The organism is Micromonospora sp. CNZ309, assembly GCF_002846525.1.
Genome location: NZ_PJNG01000001.1, coordinates 2,734,480 through 2,748,029, shown reverse-complemented (window position 1 = coordinate 2,748,029; position 13,550 = coordinate 2,734,480). Strand labels below are relative to the sequence as shown.

The window sequence follows — 13,550 nt, the reverse complement described above, 5'->3', positions numbered from 1 at the left end:
CTCGTCGCGCCCGCAACGCCCATGAGCAGAGCCACCACAGCATTGATCAGCAAGCGGTAACCGGGTGGCCTCACCCCCGCGCACCTCTCCATGCCGAACGCTCCGCCCACACTTCGGCTGCCACCTGCCTAGCAAGCCGGTCCGCCCGACGTACACCACCCAGGACAGGTCCGCGCTGTGCATGCTGATCGCATCACCGGACGTTACACGGGTCCGGTCAAATTTCTACTACTGGTCGTTAGTAGGCGGCAGGAATGGGTAGGACCCATCAAGCAGCAGTGCAAACATGAAAGCGAGGGGCTGGATGGGCACGGTCGAGAACATGTTGAACACCTACCCCAAGGATCTCGGGGACATCGATCGCGATGCCCTCAGCAGGTGTATCGAGGCGTGCATCGAATGCGCCCAGGCCTGCACGGCGTGTGCTGACGCCTGCCTCAGCGAGGACGTCGTGCAACGGCTCGTCAAGTGCGTACGCACCAACCTAGACTGCGCCGACATCTGCGAGACCACCACGCGGGTTCTGTCTCGCCATACCGGCTACGACGCGAACCTCACCCGTGCAGTCGTGCAAGCTTGTCTGACGGCCTGCCAGTCCTGCGCCGACGAGTGCGAGCGGCACGCCGAGATGCATGAGCACTGTCGGGTGTGTGCAGAGGCTTGCCGGGGCTGCGCGGAGAAGTGTCAGCAATTGTTGACTGCGATGGGCTAATTTCCCGCTCAGGCACCTCGTGCCGCCGAGGCGTCAAGCGGTGTCTGTTCCTTCGGGAGTCGCGTTGATGCGGTCATTAACGTCGCACTCTTCGTGGCCCTGTTTCCCGGAAGTCGACGCAGTCCGAACTGGTTCAGCCGAGAATCCAGCGGCCACGCGTCCGGCCAACCCAAGTTGACTTGACTCATGACGTACGGCCTATCGGATACGTTCCGAGCTCACATTGAGACTCGCCGGCATGGCTACGGCACGACTTTGACCCGCCTCGCGCTCATGGTGCCGTCACCGCGGGTCATCGATGCGACTCTGCGTTGCCCGTACGCGGTGAGACCTCGGGGCTTGAGCACGGACAGCGTCAGCGCCGTGAGCAGAAGCGCCACCGCCGCTGCGGCGTGCACGACTGGAGACAGGCCGTTCAAGCGGTCGACGTCTGCGGGGAAGGCGGGGCTACTGGCGAGGTCCGCCAAGTAGGCCAGGGTCTGCATATACAGCAGCAGCACACCGACCGCGACGAGGTTCATCGTAAACTTCGCGATGATCCAGTAGTGCCGGAACAGCCCCCACCTCGTGCCCAGAGCCTGGACTAGGCCAGTCAGCAGCGAGGCCAGGCCCAGCGGGATAAGGGCATACCAGCCGACTACCTCCAGCAGCAGGTAAGCGCCCCTCATCACCTCGGTGTCACGGGTGCTCAGCCCCGCCACGGCGAGGACCAAGGACGTCAGGACGGCGCCCAGCCAGCCCACCGAACACCCGACATGCGCCACCAAGGCGACCTTGCGCCAAAGCGGACTCATCCGCATGGCCAGCACTCCCCGTGCTCGCTGTCACCGGCCGTCGGCGAGCCGTGGAAGGCGTTAGCAGCGGCACTACTGTGCATGTGCCGGCTCGGCCCGTGACCGGTAAGAAGCAGCGCTATCACCAGTAATAGGAACACCGCACCAACGACTGCCAACACCTTGAACCAGCGGGGTGCCCCACTGGGCGCAGCCGCTGGCCCTGCGGCGGCCCGATCCTCTGGTACCACACCCGCTGTCAATCCCCTGGAATCGTGGAGGGCTCCGTTATGCGGCCTGGGCCTCCAGGGCGCGGGTCTCTGATCGTTCGTAGTCGATGGGGGATCGCCAGTCGCAGACGGAGTGCCGGCGGCGCCGGTTGTAGAAGTCGGTGATCCAGGTGGCGATCTTCAGGCGTGCCTCGGTACGGGTACGGAAGTGACGGCGGTGGACGTACTCGACCTTGATGGTGGAGAAGGTGGCCTCGGCGACGGCGTTGTCGAAGCACGACCCGACCCGGCCCATCGACTGGCGTACCTTCCACCGGGCACAGGCCCGGTCGAAGTCGGCCGAGGTGTACTCGCTGCCCCTGTCGCTGTGGAAGATCACCCCGTCCACGCAGCCGCCGCGGGTGACGGCGGCCATGTTCAGCGCGGCGACGACCAGCCCGGCGTCGTGATGGGCGCCCATCGCGTAGCCGAGGATGCGACGGGAGTACAGGTCGATGACGGTGGCCAGGTAGAGCTTGCCCTCGTCGGTGCGGATCTCGGTCATGTCGCCGCACCAGGCGACATCCGGCGCCGGCGCGGTGAACACCCGCTTGATGAGGTCCGGTGCGGCCGGACGCTTACCTTGGCGGGTCAGGCCCCGCCGGCGGCGCTTGACCCGGGCGGCCAAGCCCAGCTCGGCCATGAGCTGCGCGATCGTGTTGTCGGAGACCTGCCAGCCGGACTCGCGCAGCTCGATGCCGATGCGCGGGCTGCCGTAGGTGCCACCCGAGTCGTCGAACACCTTCTGGACCGCGGCCGACAATCGAGCACGCCGGTCATCGCGGCGCGTTGGCGGCCGGTCACGCCACTTGTAGAACCATGACTCGGACACCCCCAGGGCCCGGCAGGCTAGCGCGTGCGGCACGTCGTGCTCGGTCCTCTGGGAAGCGATGAAGGCGGCCACGCTCACCGGCCCGTCGCTTCCTTGACCCACAGGACCACGGATCGCTTGAGGACATCACGCTCCATCGCCAGCTCCGCGTTCTCCCGCCGCAACCGTGCCAGCTCCGCCCGCTCGTCCTCTGCCAGCTGCCCAGCAGCGGCCTCACCGCGAGTCTCGCGGTCCCTCTTCACCCAGTTCGCCAGGGTCCCGCTGTTGATCCCCAGGTCGCGGGCGACCTGAGCGATTGACTTGCCCGTCTCGCGCACGATGCGCACCGCGCCCGCCCGGAACTCCGGATCGAACTGGCGTCTCGTCTCAGCCATGAACCTCTATCCCTCAAGCTCTGGCCTCCACGCTACGAGGGGAAGGGCACGCCGCTCTCTGGGTGGGGCTGTCCGGCTTGTCGCGACCGTCCGGCCTTCCTTCAGTCATGGAACCTCCTCGCACCTCAACGACCGCCCCCAGCATTTTGCAAGACACATTGCATAGTGCCAAGACAGCATGACGTGCCACGCCCACCTCGTATGCTGCAACAGTGCCGAAGCTGTGGAACGACACGATCGAGGAGCACCGCCGGACGGTGCACGCCGCCATCCTCGATGCGGCAGCTCGTCTCGTGGCGCAGCACGGACTGGCGTCGGTGACGATGACGCAGGTCGCCCAGTCCGCGGGGATCGGGCGCGCGACTCTGTACAAGTACTTTCCCGATGTTGAGGCGGTCATGATCGCGTGGCATGAACGCCAGGTCACCCGCCACCTTCATCACCTGACCACTGTCGGCCTCAACGCCGACGGTCCTGAGCGGCGCCTCCATGCCGTGCTGCACGCCTATGCCGCGATCCAATACGAGCACCGCGGCCACCCACTCGCGGCGCTACTGCACCACGGCCCTCACATGGTTGACGCACGGAAGCACCTGTGTGACTTCCTCGCCGACTTGCTGACCGAAGCGGCCGCAGCTGGCCGTGTCCGCCGTGAGGTGCCGCCCACCGAGCTAGCGGCCTACTGCCTGCACGCCCTGGACGCAGCCACCGAACTATCGACCAAAGCCGCCGTCGAACGGCTTGTAGCCACAACGATCTCGGGGCTGCGGCCCTAGCTTCCCTCTGCCTTCTCCCTGCGGTACCGCGCGATGTACGGCCTCGCTTTCGGCCAACTTCGACTTGGCACCGGAACCGTCCGACCGGGCATCTCGCCCGGACATGCGAGGAGCGCGCCGCAGCCCGTGGAACAGGCGACTCTCGTGTCGGCGGAGTGCTTTGCCGTCTGGCGGAGTGCGTGCATGGCCCCTGGAATAGTCAGGCTGCGCGGCGATGGGCAAGGAACATTGGGAGGCAAGGCGGCAAGCCGCCGATAAGCAGGCTAACCGGGCGTAGCCGACAAGTTAATCCTGGGCGTTCCGGACGACGGCACCTCTTGTTGGACAGCCTCGCTGGGGTCGCAGTCGGTGGGGAGGAGCTGCGGGTGGACCGGCTTATCAGTGTCCTGGGCGTCCTGCTCGTCGCCGCAGCCCTAAACGACGTCTTCCACACGCTGTGGCACCCGGGCGGTCGCGGACGCCTCACCACTGTGATCATGAAGTCGATGTGGAGGCTGGCCCGCTGCCCGCCCCGCCACGCCGGCCTCGTAGGGCCATTGGCAATCGTCACGGTCATCGGGACGTGGACCGCCCTATCGGTGACCGGATGGGCGCTCATATACCTGCCCCACTTGCCCGAAGGTTTCGTATACGGCACGGGGCTCAACCCCCGCAGAACGTGCGGGCGTACTGGATTCGATGTACCTGTCATTGGTGACCGGCGCCACGCTGGGCTTCGGCGACATCGTTCCTCAGGCGCCGTGGCTACGCACCGCCGTGCGCTGCAGGCACTTGTCGGATTCGCCCTGCTCACTGCTACGGTCCTCCTGGCTCCTGCAGATATACCCAGCGCTGGCGCGCCGCCGCGCGGTGGCATCACGGTTACACCTTCTCCGTGACGCCGAGACAGCCCCTCGGCTGTCCGTGACTGAGACGCCCTATACCGCGTCCTTGCTGGATAGCCTTGCCCGCGGCCTCGTCAAGGTCACGGTCGACCTGACCGAGTACAGCGAGACGTACTACTTCCGTGACTCCGATTCCCGCTCGGCGATGGCTGCGGTGTCCGGCTACATCCCTCAACTGGTCGAGGTGGGACGCCGGTCTTCCCGCTCGGATGTCCGCTTGGCGGCGGACCTGCTCGCCGGAGCTTTGAACGACTTCTGCGCCGTACTTCGGCGGTACCTCGTCACCATGGGTGAGTCAGCCCAAGAGATCCTCGCTGCCTACGCCACGGACCACGGTCACAAGGGCTGAGAGCGAACGTGTAAGCCAAGGCCGTGCAGCATTCGATGCCCGGGAAGTTTTAGCCGTTGTAGATGCTGCTGCCCAGACGCCCTTTTGGCGTCCCGGCCAGCCCGGGTCGCCCCGAACGCATACGTGCGGAGGCGGCCGGGCTCTGCGGCACACGCTGCCGGACGGATCACGCGAATGGAGTTCTACGAACGCGGTGACCACATGACCAAACTCGCCCAACGGTTCGACGAGTTCGCGGAGTTGGTCACGCAGGAGGTCCAGGAGATGCACCCGCCTGCGGTTTGGCGCTACCCGTTCCCCGAGAGCTTCTCTCAACGGGATCGGGTTACCCTCGACAACGGGGTTCGCGATCGCGCCGTACACGCGCAGGTCATGCTGTCGGAACCGGGCCTTCGCGGCTGGCTCAAGGAGAGAGCCGCATGGGTCTGGCTCAAGGAGAGAGCCGCATGGGTGTGGATGTCCGGGTAGCGCCGGTGGTCCCACGCGCATGGTCATCTACGACCATGCGGTCGCGATCGTCCAGGTCGATCCGTTCGACGTGAGCAGCGGTGCCGTTGTGGTTCGCGGCCATCGCCTGGTGGCCTCCCTCTACGACTTCCGATTGCGTCCGAACCCGACGACGTCCCACGCTTCGCCGATACCTCGCTCAATGATCAGCAGGCGGCCGTTCTGCGCCTACTCGCCAGCGGCGCGAAAGACGATGCGATCGCCCGAAGCCTCGGCGTGTCCACCCGCACTGTGACCCGAATCGTGGGTGAACTCACCACTCTGTTGGGAGCGGGCAGCCGCTTCCAGGCCGGCATGCGGGCCGCCAAGCTGGGCTGGCTTGACAGCTGACCTTGGCGACATGGGGTTCAGGGCAGCTGACCGGAAGGCCTCCTCGACACGACGAGAGGACTTCAGCGCGGTACAAGCCGCGGCGGGCGCCACCAGGCTCGCTGCTGACGCCCGCACTACTGCCACATGATCAGGGCAGCGCCCGCCGCCCGATCGCGGCAGCCGCCACCAGCAGCGCGAAGGTCGCCGCCATCGCGGGAGCGAGACCGACGACGTCCTGGACGGCCCCGACGGCGAGGTACGCCGCGCCCGCCGCCGCCGTGCCGACGCCCAGGACGATGCCGGCGGCCGCTGCGGGTGCCTTTGGGAGGGCGTTCTGAGCGGCGACGACCAACAGCGGTTGACTGGCGTAGAGCAGGGCGCCTGCGGCGCTGGCCGCGACCAGAGTCGCGGTGCCCGGCGGCAGCACGAGCACGGCGGTCAGCGGTATCACGGCTGCCAGCAGCGACACGCTCGTGGTTCGTGCATGTCCGAGGCGATTGGCGAGTGCGCCGCCGGCCACGGCCCCAAGTCCGGCGGAGAAGGAGAACGCGGCGAGAACCCAGCCGAGCAGCGGCGCGTCGGTGGCCACGCCGTGCTCGGATACCAGCCACAGCGGTACGGCGCTGGTGAAGGTGAGGAAGACCAGGCTGGCGATCGTGGCCGTCGCGGTGAGGGGGCCCAGCGGGCCCCTCAGGATGCGTGGCGTGATCCGTGGAGAGGTGGCTCCGGTGCGGTGCGGCTCCCAGTCAGGTAGCAGCGTGAGCAGGGCGACGGCGAGAACCAGACCCGGCACCATAAGCCATGGGCTCACGCCGATGCCGTACACGCCGACGAGGTAGAGGATGAGCACTGGGCCAGTGGCGAATCCGGCCATGCCGCCGGCGGTGAACATGCCGATCGCCAGGCCTGGGTTTGCGCTGGTCGGACCGCCGACGATGCTGGTTGCCACAGGGTGCAGGGCGGCGGAGCCGATCCCGCCGAGAGCGAGCAGTACGGCCAGCAGGGCAGCGGTGCCGGCCACGCCGACGAGGCTGAGCGAGACGGCGGCCAAGGCCACCCCGGCGGCGGCGACCCGACGCGCCCCGAGCCGGTCGGCCAGCGCGCCAAGCCAGGGCTGGGTGACCGAGGAGCTGATGCTGAATGTAGCCACCAGCAGCGCGAGGGTGGTGGTGTTCGCCGTGAGACGGTGCTGGAGGGTGGGTAGTAGCGCGCCGAGGATGGCGGTGAGCACGTCGTTGACGGCGTGCACGAGGGTGAGCAGTACGGCGATCCAGATTCCGTTGGCTAGTCCGGGTCGGCGGACGACGTGGGTCATGATGATTCTCCTCCGTCTGGTCACCGGACTGCGTGGAGCGGTCAGCCGGTGAGGATGTCGGGTGCGCCCGCCCGTGCGAGGACGTGGGCGCACCAGTCCTCGTCGGTGGGCTCGATTAGGTAGGTCCCGTCCGGCCGCATCAGCGTGGGGATCGCGGCGGTGTCCGCGTTGCAGCTGCCGAACGAGCTTTGTCGCGGCCTTGTCCTCGTCGAGGTCGACGTAGTGACAGGTGACGTTGGCGGCTCGAGCAGCGCGCTCCGCTGCGGCGGGCGTTGGGACACCATGCGGTGCCACCGGCCATCGGGTGAACCCGGCTGCCGTCGTACCGCTCAGGGCCTTCACCCGTCATGTCGGTCTCCCTGCGGTGTGAGGATGCGATACCGGATGGGGCCGCCTCGTCCGCCGTGGCTGTGGGTGACCTCGGCGGACGCGGCAGGCCGGTCAGCTGACAAGCTGGTGACTGGCCAGTTCGACGGCGGTGCGGACGTCGGCGGTCTCCAGCGTGATTCGCTGGTGACGGTGCCGAGCCGCATGCGGCGTCACTGTCGGCGGTGGTGAGGCCGCAGATGGCTCCGCTGGGCACACGAGTCTCTCCCTGCGACCGACCCCGATGGATGTTGGCGGGCGGGATCAGGAGCGGACAAGCCGGGCGATGGCATCAGACGCCTCTCGCAGCCTGGCCTGAGGATCCGGGCCGCCGGCCTTGGCGGCCGAGACAACGCAATGGGCTAGGTGCTCGTCGAGCAGCCCAAGCGCGACGCTCTCCAACGCCTTCGTCGCCGCCGAAACCTGGGTGAGGATCTCGATGCAGTGAGCATCTTCGTCGACCATCCGCTGCAGTCCGCGGACCTGTCCCTCGATGCGACGAAGCCGCCGCAGGTAATCGCCTTTGTCCTTGATGTAGCCGTGGCTCATCCCTACCCACCTCTCCGTCAGGGCCATCAAGATACCTGTGGGGGGTATGCGTGGCAAGGGGGCCCGCCAATTCGGGGCGTCGCAGGAGATTGCGCGATGAACCGCTTGACACAAGATACCCATAGGGGGTACACCTTCATGCGTTACCCATACCCCCTAGGGGCAAGAGGAGTGATGGAGATGTCACGCGGATCCAAGCGGTGGTGGGCTCTCGGCCTCATCGCGCTCGCTCAGTTCATGGTCATCATGGACACCTCGATCATCGGCGTCGCCTTACCTCGGATGCAGACGGATCTCGGCTTCTCGCCAGAGAACCTCTCCTGGGTGTTCAACGCCTACGTCGTGGCCTTCGGCGGTCTGCTGCTGCTCGGCGGTCGGCTGTCGGACCTCTTCGGCGCCCGGCGCGTGTTCAGCGCCGGCTGGCTGATCCTGCTGGTCGGTTCGGCCGCCGCCGGCCTCGCCGACAGCGTCGCCGTCGAGCTGGCCGCCCGCGCCACCCAGGGCGTCGGTGCCGCCCTGATCGCGCCGTCGGCGCTGACACTGCTGATGATGCTCTTCGGCGCCGAGCCGAAGGAACTGACCAAAGCCCTCGCTCTGTACGGGGCAGCGGCACCGGCGGGCGGCACCGCCGGCGTCTTCCTCGGCGGCGTCATCACCGAGTACGTCAGCTGGCCCTGGGTGTTCTACATCAACATCCCGATCGCCCTGCTCGCCATCATCGCCACCCCGGCGTTGATGCCGGCCGGCGGCGCCAGCCGCGGCTCCCTCGACATCGCCGGCGCGCTCACCGTCACCACCGGCCTGGCCGCCGCCGTCTACGCCATCGTGCAGGCGCCGGAGGTGGGCTGGGCCAGCGCCCGGACCTGGCTGGTGCTCGGCGGCGCGGTAGCGCTGCTCGCGGTGTTCCTGGCCATCCAGGCCGCCCGCCGTGAACCGCTGATGCGGCTGTCCATCTTCCGTACGCCGAACCTCGGTGCCGCGAACCTGGCGCAGGTACTGCTCGGTGGAGCGTGGATCCCGATGTGGTTCTTCCTCAACCTGTACCTGCAGCAGGTCCTCGGCTACAGCGCCTTCCCCAGCGGCGCCGCGCTGCTGCCCATGACCATCCTGATCATGATCGGCATGATCGTCCTCGCCCCACGGGCGATCGCGCGGTTCGGTACGAAGGCCATGACGGTCACCGGGCTCGCCGTCCTCGCCGTCGGAATGGGGTGGCTGTCGCTGATCCGCCCCGACGGCAACTTCTGGGTCGACGTCCTGCCCGCCTCCCTCGTCGCCGCACTGGGCATGTCACTGGCCTTCATCCCCTCCCTGGGCACGGCGATCTCCAGCGCCCGTCAGGAAGAGGGCGGCCTCGCCTCCGGGATCGTCAACACCAGCTACCAGGTCGGGTCCGCGCTCGGCCTGGCGGCGATGACCGCGGTGGCCGCGTCGTTCGGCGCCGACCAGCTCGGGAATCGGCCCGCCCTCACCGACGGGTTCTCCGCAGCCTTCCTCGGCGCAGCCGCCATCGCCGCGCTGGGTGCGGTGCTCGCCGCGCTCACCCTGCGCACCACCACCCGGCAGGAAACCGCCGCCGAGGCCCAGCCAACCCCGATCGGCTGACCTCAGCGAACCAACCCGACACCCGCAGCACGTTCGGTCGGCTGGCCACCCTCAGGCCAGCCGATCGAACACGTGCAGGCGCAGGGGCGAACGACACACCACGGTGTGCGCTGCTGGGCGACCTCGGCCTGACGCGCCGTCAGCCGCGGCGAGCAAAGCCAAGACCCAGCTGTTCATCGAGAAGGTCGAGCAGCGCTACTCGGTCGGTGTCGTGGTCGCGACCCTGGCCCTGTTCACCGTGCCGCTGCTGTTCAGCGCGGACCTGCAATCCACGCTGCTGCGGGCGATGACCTTCATGATCGTCGCGTCGCCGTGCGCGGTCGTGCTCGCGACGATGCCGCCGCTGCTGTCTGCGATCGCCCTGGCAGGCCGGCATGGCGTGCTGGTCAAGTCGGCCGTGGTGATGGAACAGCTCGCCGACACCGGGGTGGTCGCGTTCGACAAGACCGGCACCCTGACCGAGGGCACCCCTCGAGTCGCCGAGATCCACCCGGCCGGCACGCTCCCCGACGAGGACCTGCTGCGCCTGGCCGGCGCGGCCGAACACCCCAGCGAGCATCCCATTGCCGCCGCGATGGTGGCCGCCGCCCGCGAGCGCGGCCTTGCCCTGCTCGCCGCCGACAACTTCGACTCCGCCCCGGACCGCGGCGTGCGCGCCGTCGTCGACGGGCGTCTCGTGCAGGTCGGCAGCCCGATCCTGCTCGACACCGTGACCGGCAACGCCGACGCGGGTGTCGCAGGTGCGCGCCACCACGCAGAGCGCGCAGGCCGCCGGGCACACCGCCGTGGTTGTGCTCGTCGACGGGGTCCCGGCCGGTGTCGTGGCGCTGGCCGACCGCATTCGCCCCGCCGCCACCGCCACCGTGTCCACACTGACGCAGCTGACCGGTGCCCGGCCGGTGCTGCTCACCGGCGACAACCCCGGCGCCGCGGCCCGCCTTGCCGCCGAGGCCGACATCAGCGACGTGCATGCCGGGTTGCTGCCGGCCGACAAGGTCGACCACGTGCGCGCCCTGCAAGCCGGTGGCCGGCGGGTGCTTCTGGTCGGTGACGGCGTCAACGACGCCCCTGCCCTGACCGCTGCTGACCTGGGTGTCGCGATGGGCGGGCGAGGCTCCGACCTGGCCTTGCACAGCGCCGACGCTGTCCTGGTCCGCGACGACCTGACCGCCCTGCCCGCGGTCATCGCCCTATCCCGCCGCGCCCGCCGCCTGGTCGTGGCCAACCTGGTCATTGCTGGCACCTTCATCACCGTACTGGTCGCCTGGGACCTGTTCAGCCACCTACCCCTGCCGCTCGGCGTGGCCGGGCACGAAGGCTCCACCGTCATCGTGGGCCTCAACGGGCTCCGGCTGCTGTCGGGCCGGGCCTGGCGCCGCGCCACCGCCGGTGCGAGCGCCGGTGCCGGTGCCGCGTTGTGAGCCGCCGTTCCCGCCCCGCGACCGGCCGCGACACGGCACCTGGCTGCACGGTCACCGTGTGCCGGGGCTGCTGCTGCGGCACCGGCAAGGTGCCCGGTATCGACCACGCCGCCCAGCTGGCCGAGCTGCGTCAGGCGCTGGCCGGGTCGGCGTAGGTCCGTGTCAGCGGCTGCCTCGACGCGTGCGAGCACGCCAACGTCATAGTCGTACAACCCTCCCCCGAAGGGCGCCGGGCCGGCGGCCGGCCGGTATGGCTCGGCCTGGTCAAGGCCCCCGGCGCTGCCGACGACATCGCCGCCTGGATCCACGCGGGCGGCCCCGGCCTGGCCGACCCGCCCGGCATGCTCGACCTCCACGTCATCACCCCGGCCCGCCGGGTCCGCCAGCAACTGCCCTGACCCCGGCCACGCCGCCGCGACCGGCCAACCACACCCCGGGAGGGGGCGTATCCGCGGCGGTTAGGGGTGGCGGTGTCCAGGCGCAGCGGGCGGTAACCGTCGGCGTCGAGCTGGCGCAGGTAGGTCTGGTGTCGTCAGCGGGGCTGGACGAGTTCGGCAGGCGGTCTGGCGCTGAGGGTGACAAGTGCGAGTGCACCGGCGGCGACGAGGAGGCCTGTGGCCACGGTCAGCGCGGTGCCGTACCCAGCGACGAGGGCTTCCGCGGTGTTCAGGCCGGCGTTTTGTGGGCTGGCGGTGACGGTGGCGGCGATTCCGGCGAGGACGGCGAGGCCGAGGGCGACGCCGATTTGCTGGGCGGAGTTGAGTAGGGCTGATGCGATGCCGGCCTTGTCCGGGTCGACGCGGTAGACCGCGGCTTGGGTGAGCGTGAGGACGCCGAGTCCGAAGCCGAGCGCGAGGACGAACATCGCCGGTGCTAGGTGCAGCCAGTAGCTGGTGTCGACGGTGATCGCAGAGAACCAGAATGCGGCCGCGGCGCTTAGCAGCGCGCCGACGGCGGCGACGAGGCGTGGCGCGACTCGTAGCAGGAGTTTCGGGGCGGTCCCGGCGCCGAGGACGAGCCCGGCGGCGAACGGCAGCCATGCTGCGCCGGCCTGGAGGGGGCTGAACTGCTGTACCTGCTGAAGGTAGAGGGTGATGACGTAGAAGGATCCCATCGGGCCGATGGCAAGCAGCAGCATCGTCAGATAGGAGCCCGAACGGTTGCGGTCCCGGAACAAGCTCAGCGGCATCAAGGGGTTGCGGCTGCGAGCCTGGGTGAGCGTGAAGACGACGAGCAACACCGCGGCCGCGCCCAGGAGGAGCAGTGCGATGGGGTCGGTGAATCCGTCCTCGCCGAACCGTGTGATCGCGTATACGAGCGCGACCATTCCGCCCGTGCCGAGTGTGGCGCCGGTGACGCCGAGGCGTTTTGTGTGACGGTCGGCGGTGACGAGGGTGCGGCTGCCGATGAGCACGAGTAGACCGATGGGGATGTTGATGAAGAACACCCACCGCCAGCCGAGGGTATCGGTGAGAAGGCCGCCGAGGAGCAACCCGACGACGATGCCGAGACCGGACATCGCGCCGTAGAGCGACAAGGCGCTGTCGCGCATCTTGCGGTCAGAGAAGGTCGTGGCGATCAGTGCCAGAGCGTTCGGTGCCGTCAGTGCCGCTCCGAGGCCCTGCACGGCGCGGGCCGCGATGAGCATGGTTGCGTTCTGCCCGAGGCCACCGACGAGTGAGGCGATCACGAAGACGGCGATTCCGACCTGCAGCGTCCGACGGCGTCCCCACAGGTCACCGATGCGTCCGCCGAGCAGGAGCAGCGCTCCGAACGCGAGGATGTAGGCGTTGACGACCCACGGCAGGTGCACCGCCGCCACGCCCAGCTCGCGCTGGATGGTCGGCAACGCGATGTTCACGATCGAGTCATCGAGCACCAACATCAACTGCGCGGTCGCAATCACCAGCAGCGGCACCAACCCGCCACGTTGTCCGGGACTCGTAGTCACAACGTCTCCTTCGTGCGCCAGCCGCTACCCGGGAAGCCCGGTCCGGCCTTCGGGTTCGCTTCACGCGGCCAGCCAGTCGCCAACCCGCGCTCCAGCAGATACCCGGCCCGGGTATCAAAATGTATACCTCCCCCCGGTATCCCAGCCAACCGGGGCGCATGTGACAAGGCGCACCAAGAAGATCAGTGTCAGAGGCCGATATCCAGGGCCTGGGCGCAGCCAGGTCAGGTGTTTTGCATCAGCCGAGGGACGTCTACCTGTACAGATAGCAGCTTCGAACACCTGGAGGTGGCGGATGGCGCTGATCCGGCGCGGCAAGGGCCACGCCGTGGTGCATCGACACCACCGCCGACCGTGAGTTGTCTCGAATCCTGTCTTTGCCATCACGGTTATGCCTTTGACCAGGGGCAACCACTACCGCGCCCGGATGCGGCAGGCGAGATCGCCTTCGCTGATGAGCTCGCCGTGCGCCTAAGCCGATTCCGGCCGGTCATCCGGCCGCCCAACGACCGGTTTCATCGTCCCGAGGTGCTGCGTCGTCGCCGTGGCTGGACA

Annotated in this window: 15 protein-coding genes and 2 pseudogenes; 11 read left to right on the top strand and 6 right to left on the bottom strand. The window is 68.4% G+C overall.

Features of this window, described 5'->3' with window-relative positions:
- Positions 1-304: 304 nt before the first annotated feature.
- The gene (locus tag CLT72_RS10875; protein WP_101415090.1) at positions 305-712 is read left to right on the top strand and encodes a four-helix bundle copper-binding protein; all 408 of its coding nucleotides are present in this window, start codon (positions 305-307) and stop codon (positions 710-712) included.
- Between the two features lie 242 nt (positions 713-954).
- Here the strand turns inward: CLT72_RS10875 and CLT72_RS10870 are convergent, their stop codons facing one another.
- From CLT72_RS10870 to CLT72_RS10860, 3 genes are all read right to left on the bottom strand, one after another.
- The gene (locus CLT72_RS10870) at positions 955-1,512 is read right to left on the bottom strand and encodes a DUF2269 domain-containing protein (RefSeq protein WP_101415089.1); all 558 of its coding nucleotides are present in this window, start codon (positions 1,510-1,512) and stop codon (positions 955-957) included.
- Positions 1,513-1,773: 261 nt separating this feature from the next.
- The gene (locus CLT72_RS10865; RefSeq protein ID WP_101409310.1) at positions 1,774-2,664 is read right to left on the bottom strand and encodes an IS3 family transposase; all 891 of its coding nucleotides are present in this window, start codon (positions 2,662-2,664) and stop codon (positions 1,774-1,776) included.
- Positions 2,661-2,960, bottom strand: coding sequence for a transposase (locus CLT72_RS10860; RefSeq protein WP_088981155.1), 300 nt, complete (start codon positions 2,958-2,960; stop codon positions 2,661-2,663). The genes CLT72_RS10865 and CLT72_RS10860 overlap by 4 nt, the downstream gene beginning before the upstream one ends.
- A gap of 212 nt (positions 2,961-3,172) precedes the next feature.
- On the opposite strand from CLT72_RS10860, the gene CLT72_RS10855 reads away from it, so the two are divergent.
- The 6 genes and pseudogenes from CLT72_RS10855 (at position 3,173) to CLT72_RS10840 (ending at position 5,806) form a co-directional block, all read left to right on the top strand.
- On the top strand, positions 3,173-3,736 hold the full coding sequence (locus tag CLT72_RS10855) for a TetR/AcrR family transcriptional regulator (protein WP_101411316.1): 564 nt from the start codon (positions 3,173-3,175) through the stop codon (positions 3,734-3,736).
- 663 nt (positions 3,737-4,399) lie between these two features.
- A pseudogene (locus CLT72_RS32735) lies at positions 4,400-4,474 on the top strand (ion channel); the annotation flags it as partial.
- Positions 4,475-4,639: 165 nt separating this feature from the next.
- A complete protein-coding gene (locus CLT72_RS32730) occupies positions 4,640-4,969 on the top strand; it encodes a hypothetical protein (RefSeq protein ID WP_486484233.1) in 330 nt (109 codons plus the stop codon).
- Between the two features lie 174 nt (positions 4,970-5,143).
- Positions 5,144-5,437, top strand: coding sequence for a hypothetical protein (locus tag CLT72_RS10845; protein ID WP_101411314.1), 294 nt, complete (start codon positions 5,144-5,146; stop codon positions 5,435-5,437).
- A gap of 19 nt (positions 5,438-5,456) precedes the next feature.
- A complete protein-coding gene (locus CLT72_RS32725) occupies positions 5,457-5,711 on the top strand; it encodes a hypothetical protein (RefSeq protein ID WP_486484232.1) in 255 nt (84 codons plus the stop codon).
- Positions 5,639-5,806, top strand: a complete 168-nt coding sequence (locus CLT72_RS10840; protein ID WP_486484371.1) for a LuxR C-terminal-related transcriptional regulator — start codon at positions 5,639-5,641, stop codon at positions 5,804-5,806. Before CLT72_RS32725 ends, CLT72_RS10840 begins: the two co-directional genes overlap by 73 nt.
- A gap of 130 nt (positions 5,807-5,936) precedes the next feature.
- Here the strand turns inward: CLT72_RS10840 and CLT72_RS10835 are convergent, their stop codons facing one another.
- Both CLT72_RS10835 and CLT72_RS10825 read right to left on the bottom strand, forming a co-directional pair.
- Complete coding sequence (locus tag CLT72_RS10835) at positions 5,937-7,103, bottom strand: MFS transporter (RefSeq protein WP_101411310.1); 1,167 nt, start codon at positions 7,101-7,103, stop codon at positions 5,937-5,939.
- Between the two features lie 630 nt (positions 7,104-7,733).
- Positions 7,734-8,018 (bottom strand): metal-sensitive transcriptional regulator, encoded by a 285-nt coding sequence (locus CLT72_RS10825; RefSeq protein WP_199184548.1) that lies wholly within the window; start codon positions 8,016-8,018, stop codon positions 7,734-7,736.
- A 180-nt stretch (positions 8,019-8,198) separates the two neighbouring features.
- Here CLT72_RS10825 and CLT72_RS10820 point away from each other — a divergent pair, with 180 nt between their 5' ends.
- From CLT72_RS10820 to CLT72_RS32710, 4 genes and pseudogenes are all read left to right on the top strand, one after another.
- On the top strand, positions 8,199-9,623 hold the full coding sequence (locus tag CLT72_RS10820) for an MFS transporter (RefSeq protein ID WP_101415088.1): 1,425 nt from the start codon (positions 8,199-8,201) through the stop codon (positions 9,621-9,623).
- A 286-nt stretch (positions 9,624-9,909) separates the two neighbouring features.
- Positions 9,910-10,293: pseudogene (locus tag CLT72_RS32720) on the top strand (HAD family hydrolase); the annotation flags it as partial.
- A gap of 70 nt (positions 10,294-10,363) precedes the next feature.
- Positions 10,364-11,044, top strand: coding sequence for an HAD-IC family P-type ATPase (locus tag CLT72_RS32715; RefSeq protein WP_486484231.1), 681 nt, complete (start codon positions 10,364-10,366; stop codon positions 11,042-11,044).
- Positions 11,041-11,199, top strand: a complete 159-nt coding sequence (locus CLT72_RS32710) for a hypothetical protein (RefSeq protein ID WP_486484230.1) — start codon at positions 11,041-11,043, stop codon at positions 11,197-11,199. Before CLT72_RS32715 ends, CLT72_RS32710 begins: the two co-directional genes overlap by 4 nt.
- A gap of 377 nt (positions 11,200-11,576) precedes the next feature.
- Here the strand turns inward: CLT72_RS32710 and CLT72_RS10805 are convergent, their stop codons facing one another.
- On the bottom strand, positions 11,577-12,962 hold the full coding sequence (locus CLT72_RS10805) for an MFS transporter (RefSeq protein ID WP_486484229.1): 1,386 nt from the start codon (positions 12,960-12,962) through the stop codon (positions 11,577-11,579).
- Positions 12,963-13,550 lie beyond the last annotated feature (588 nt).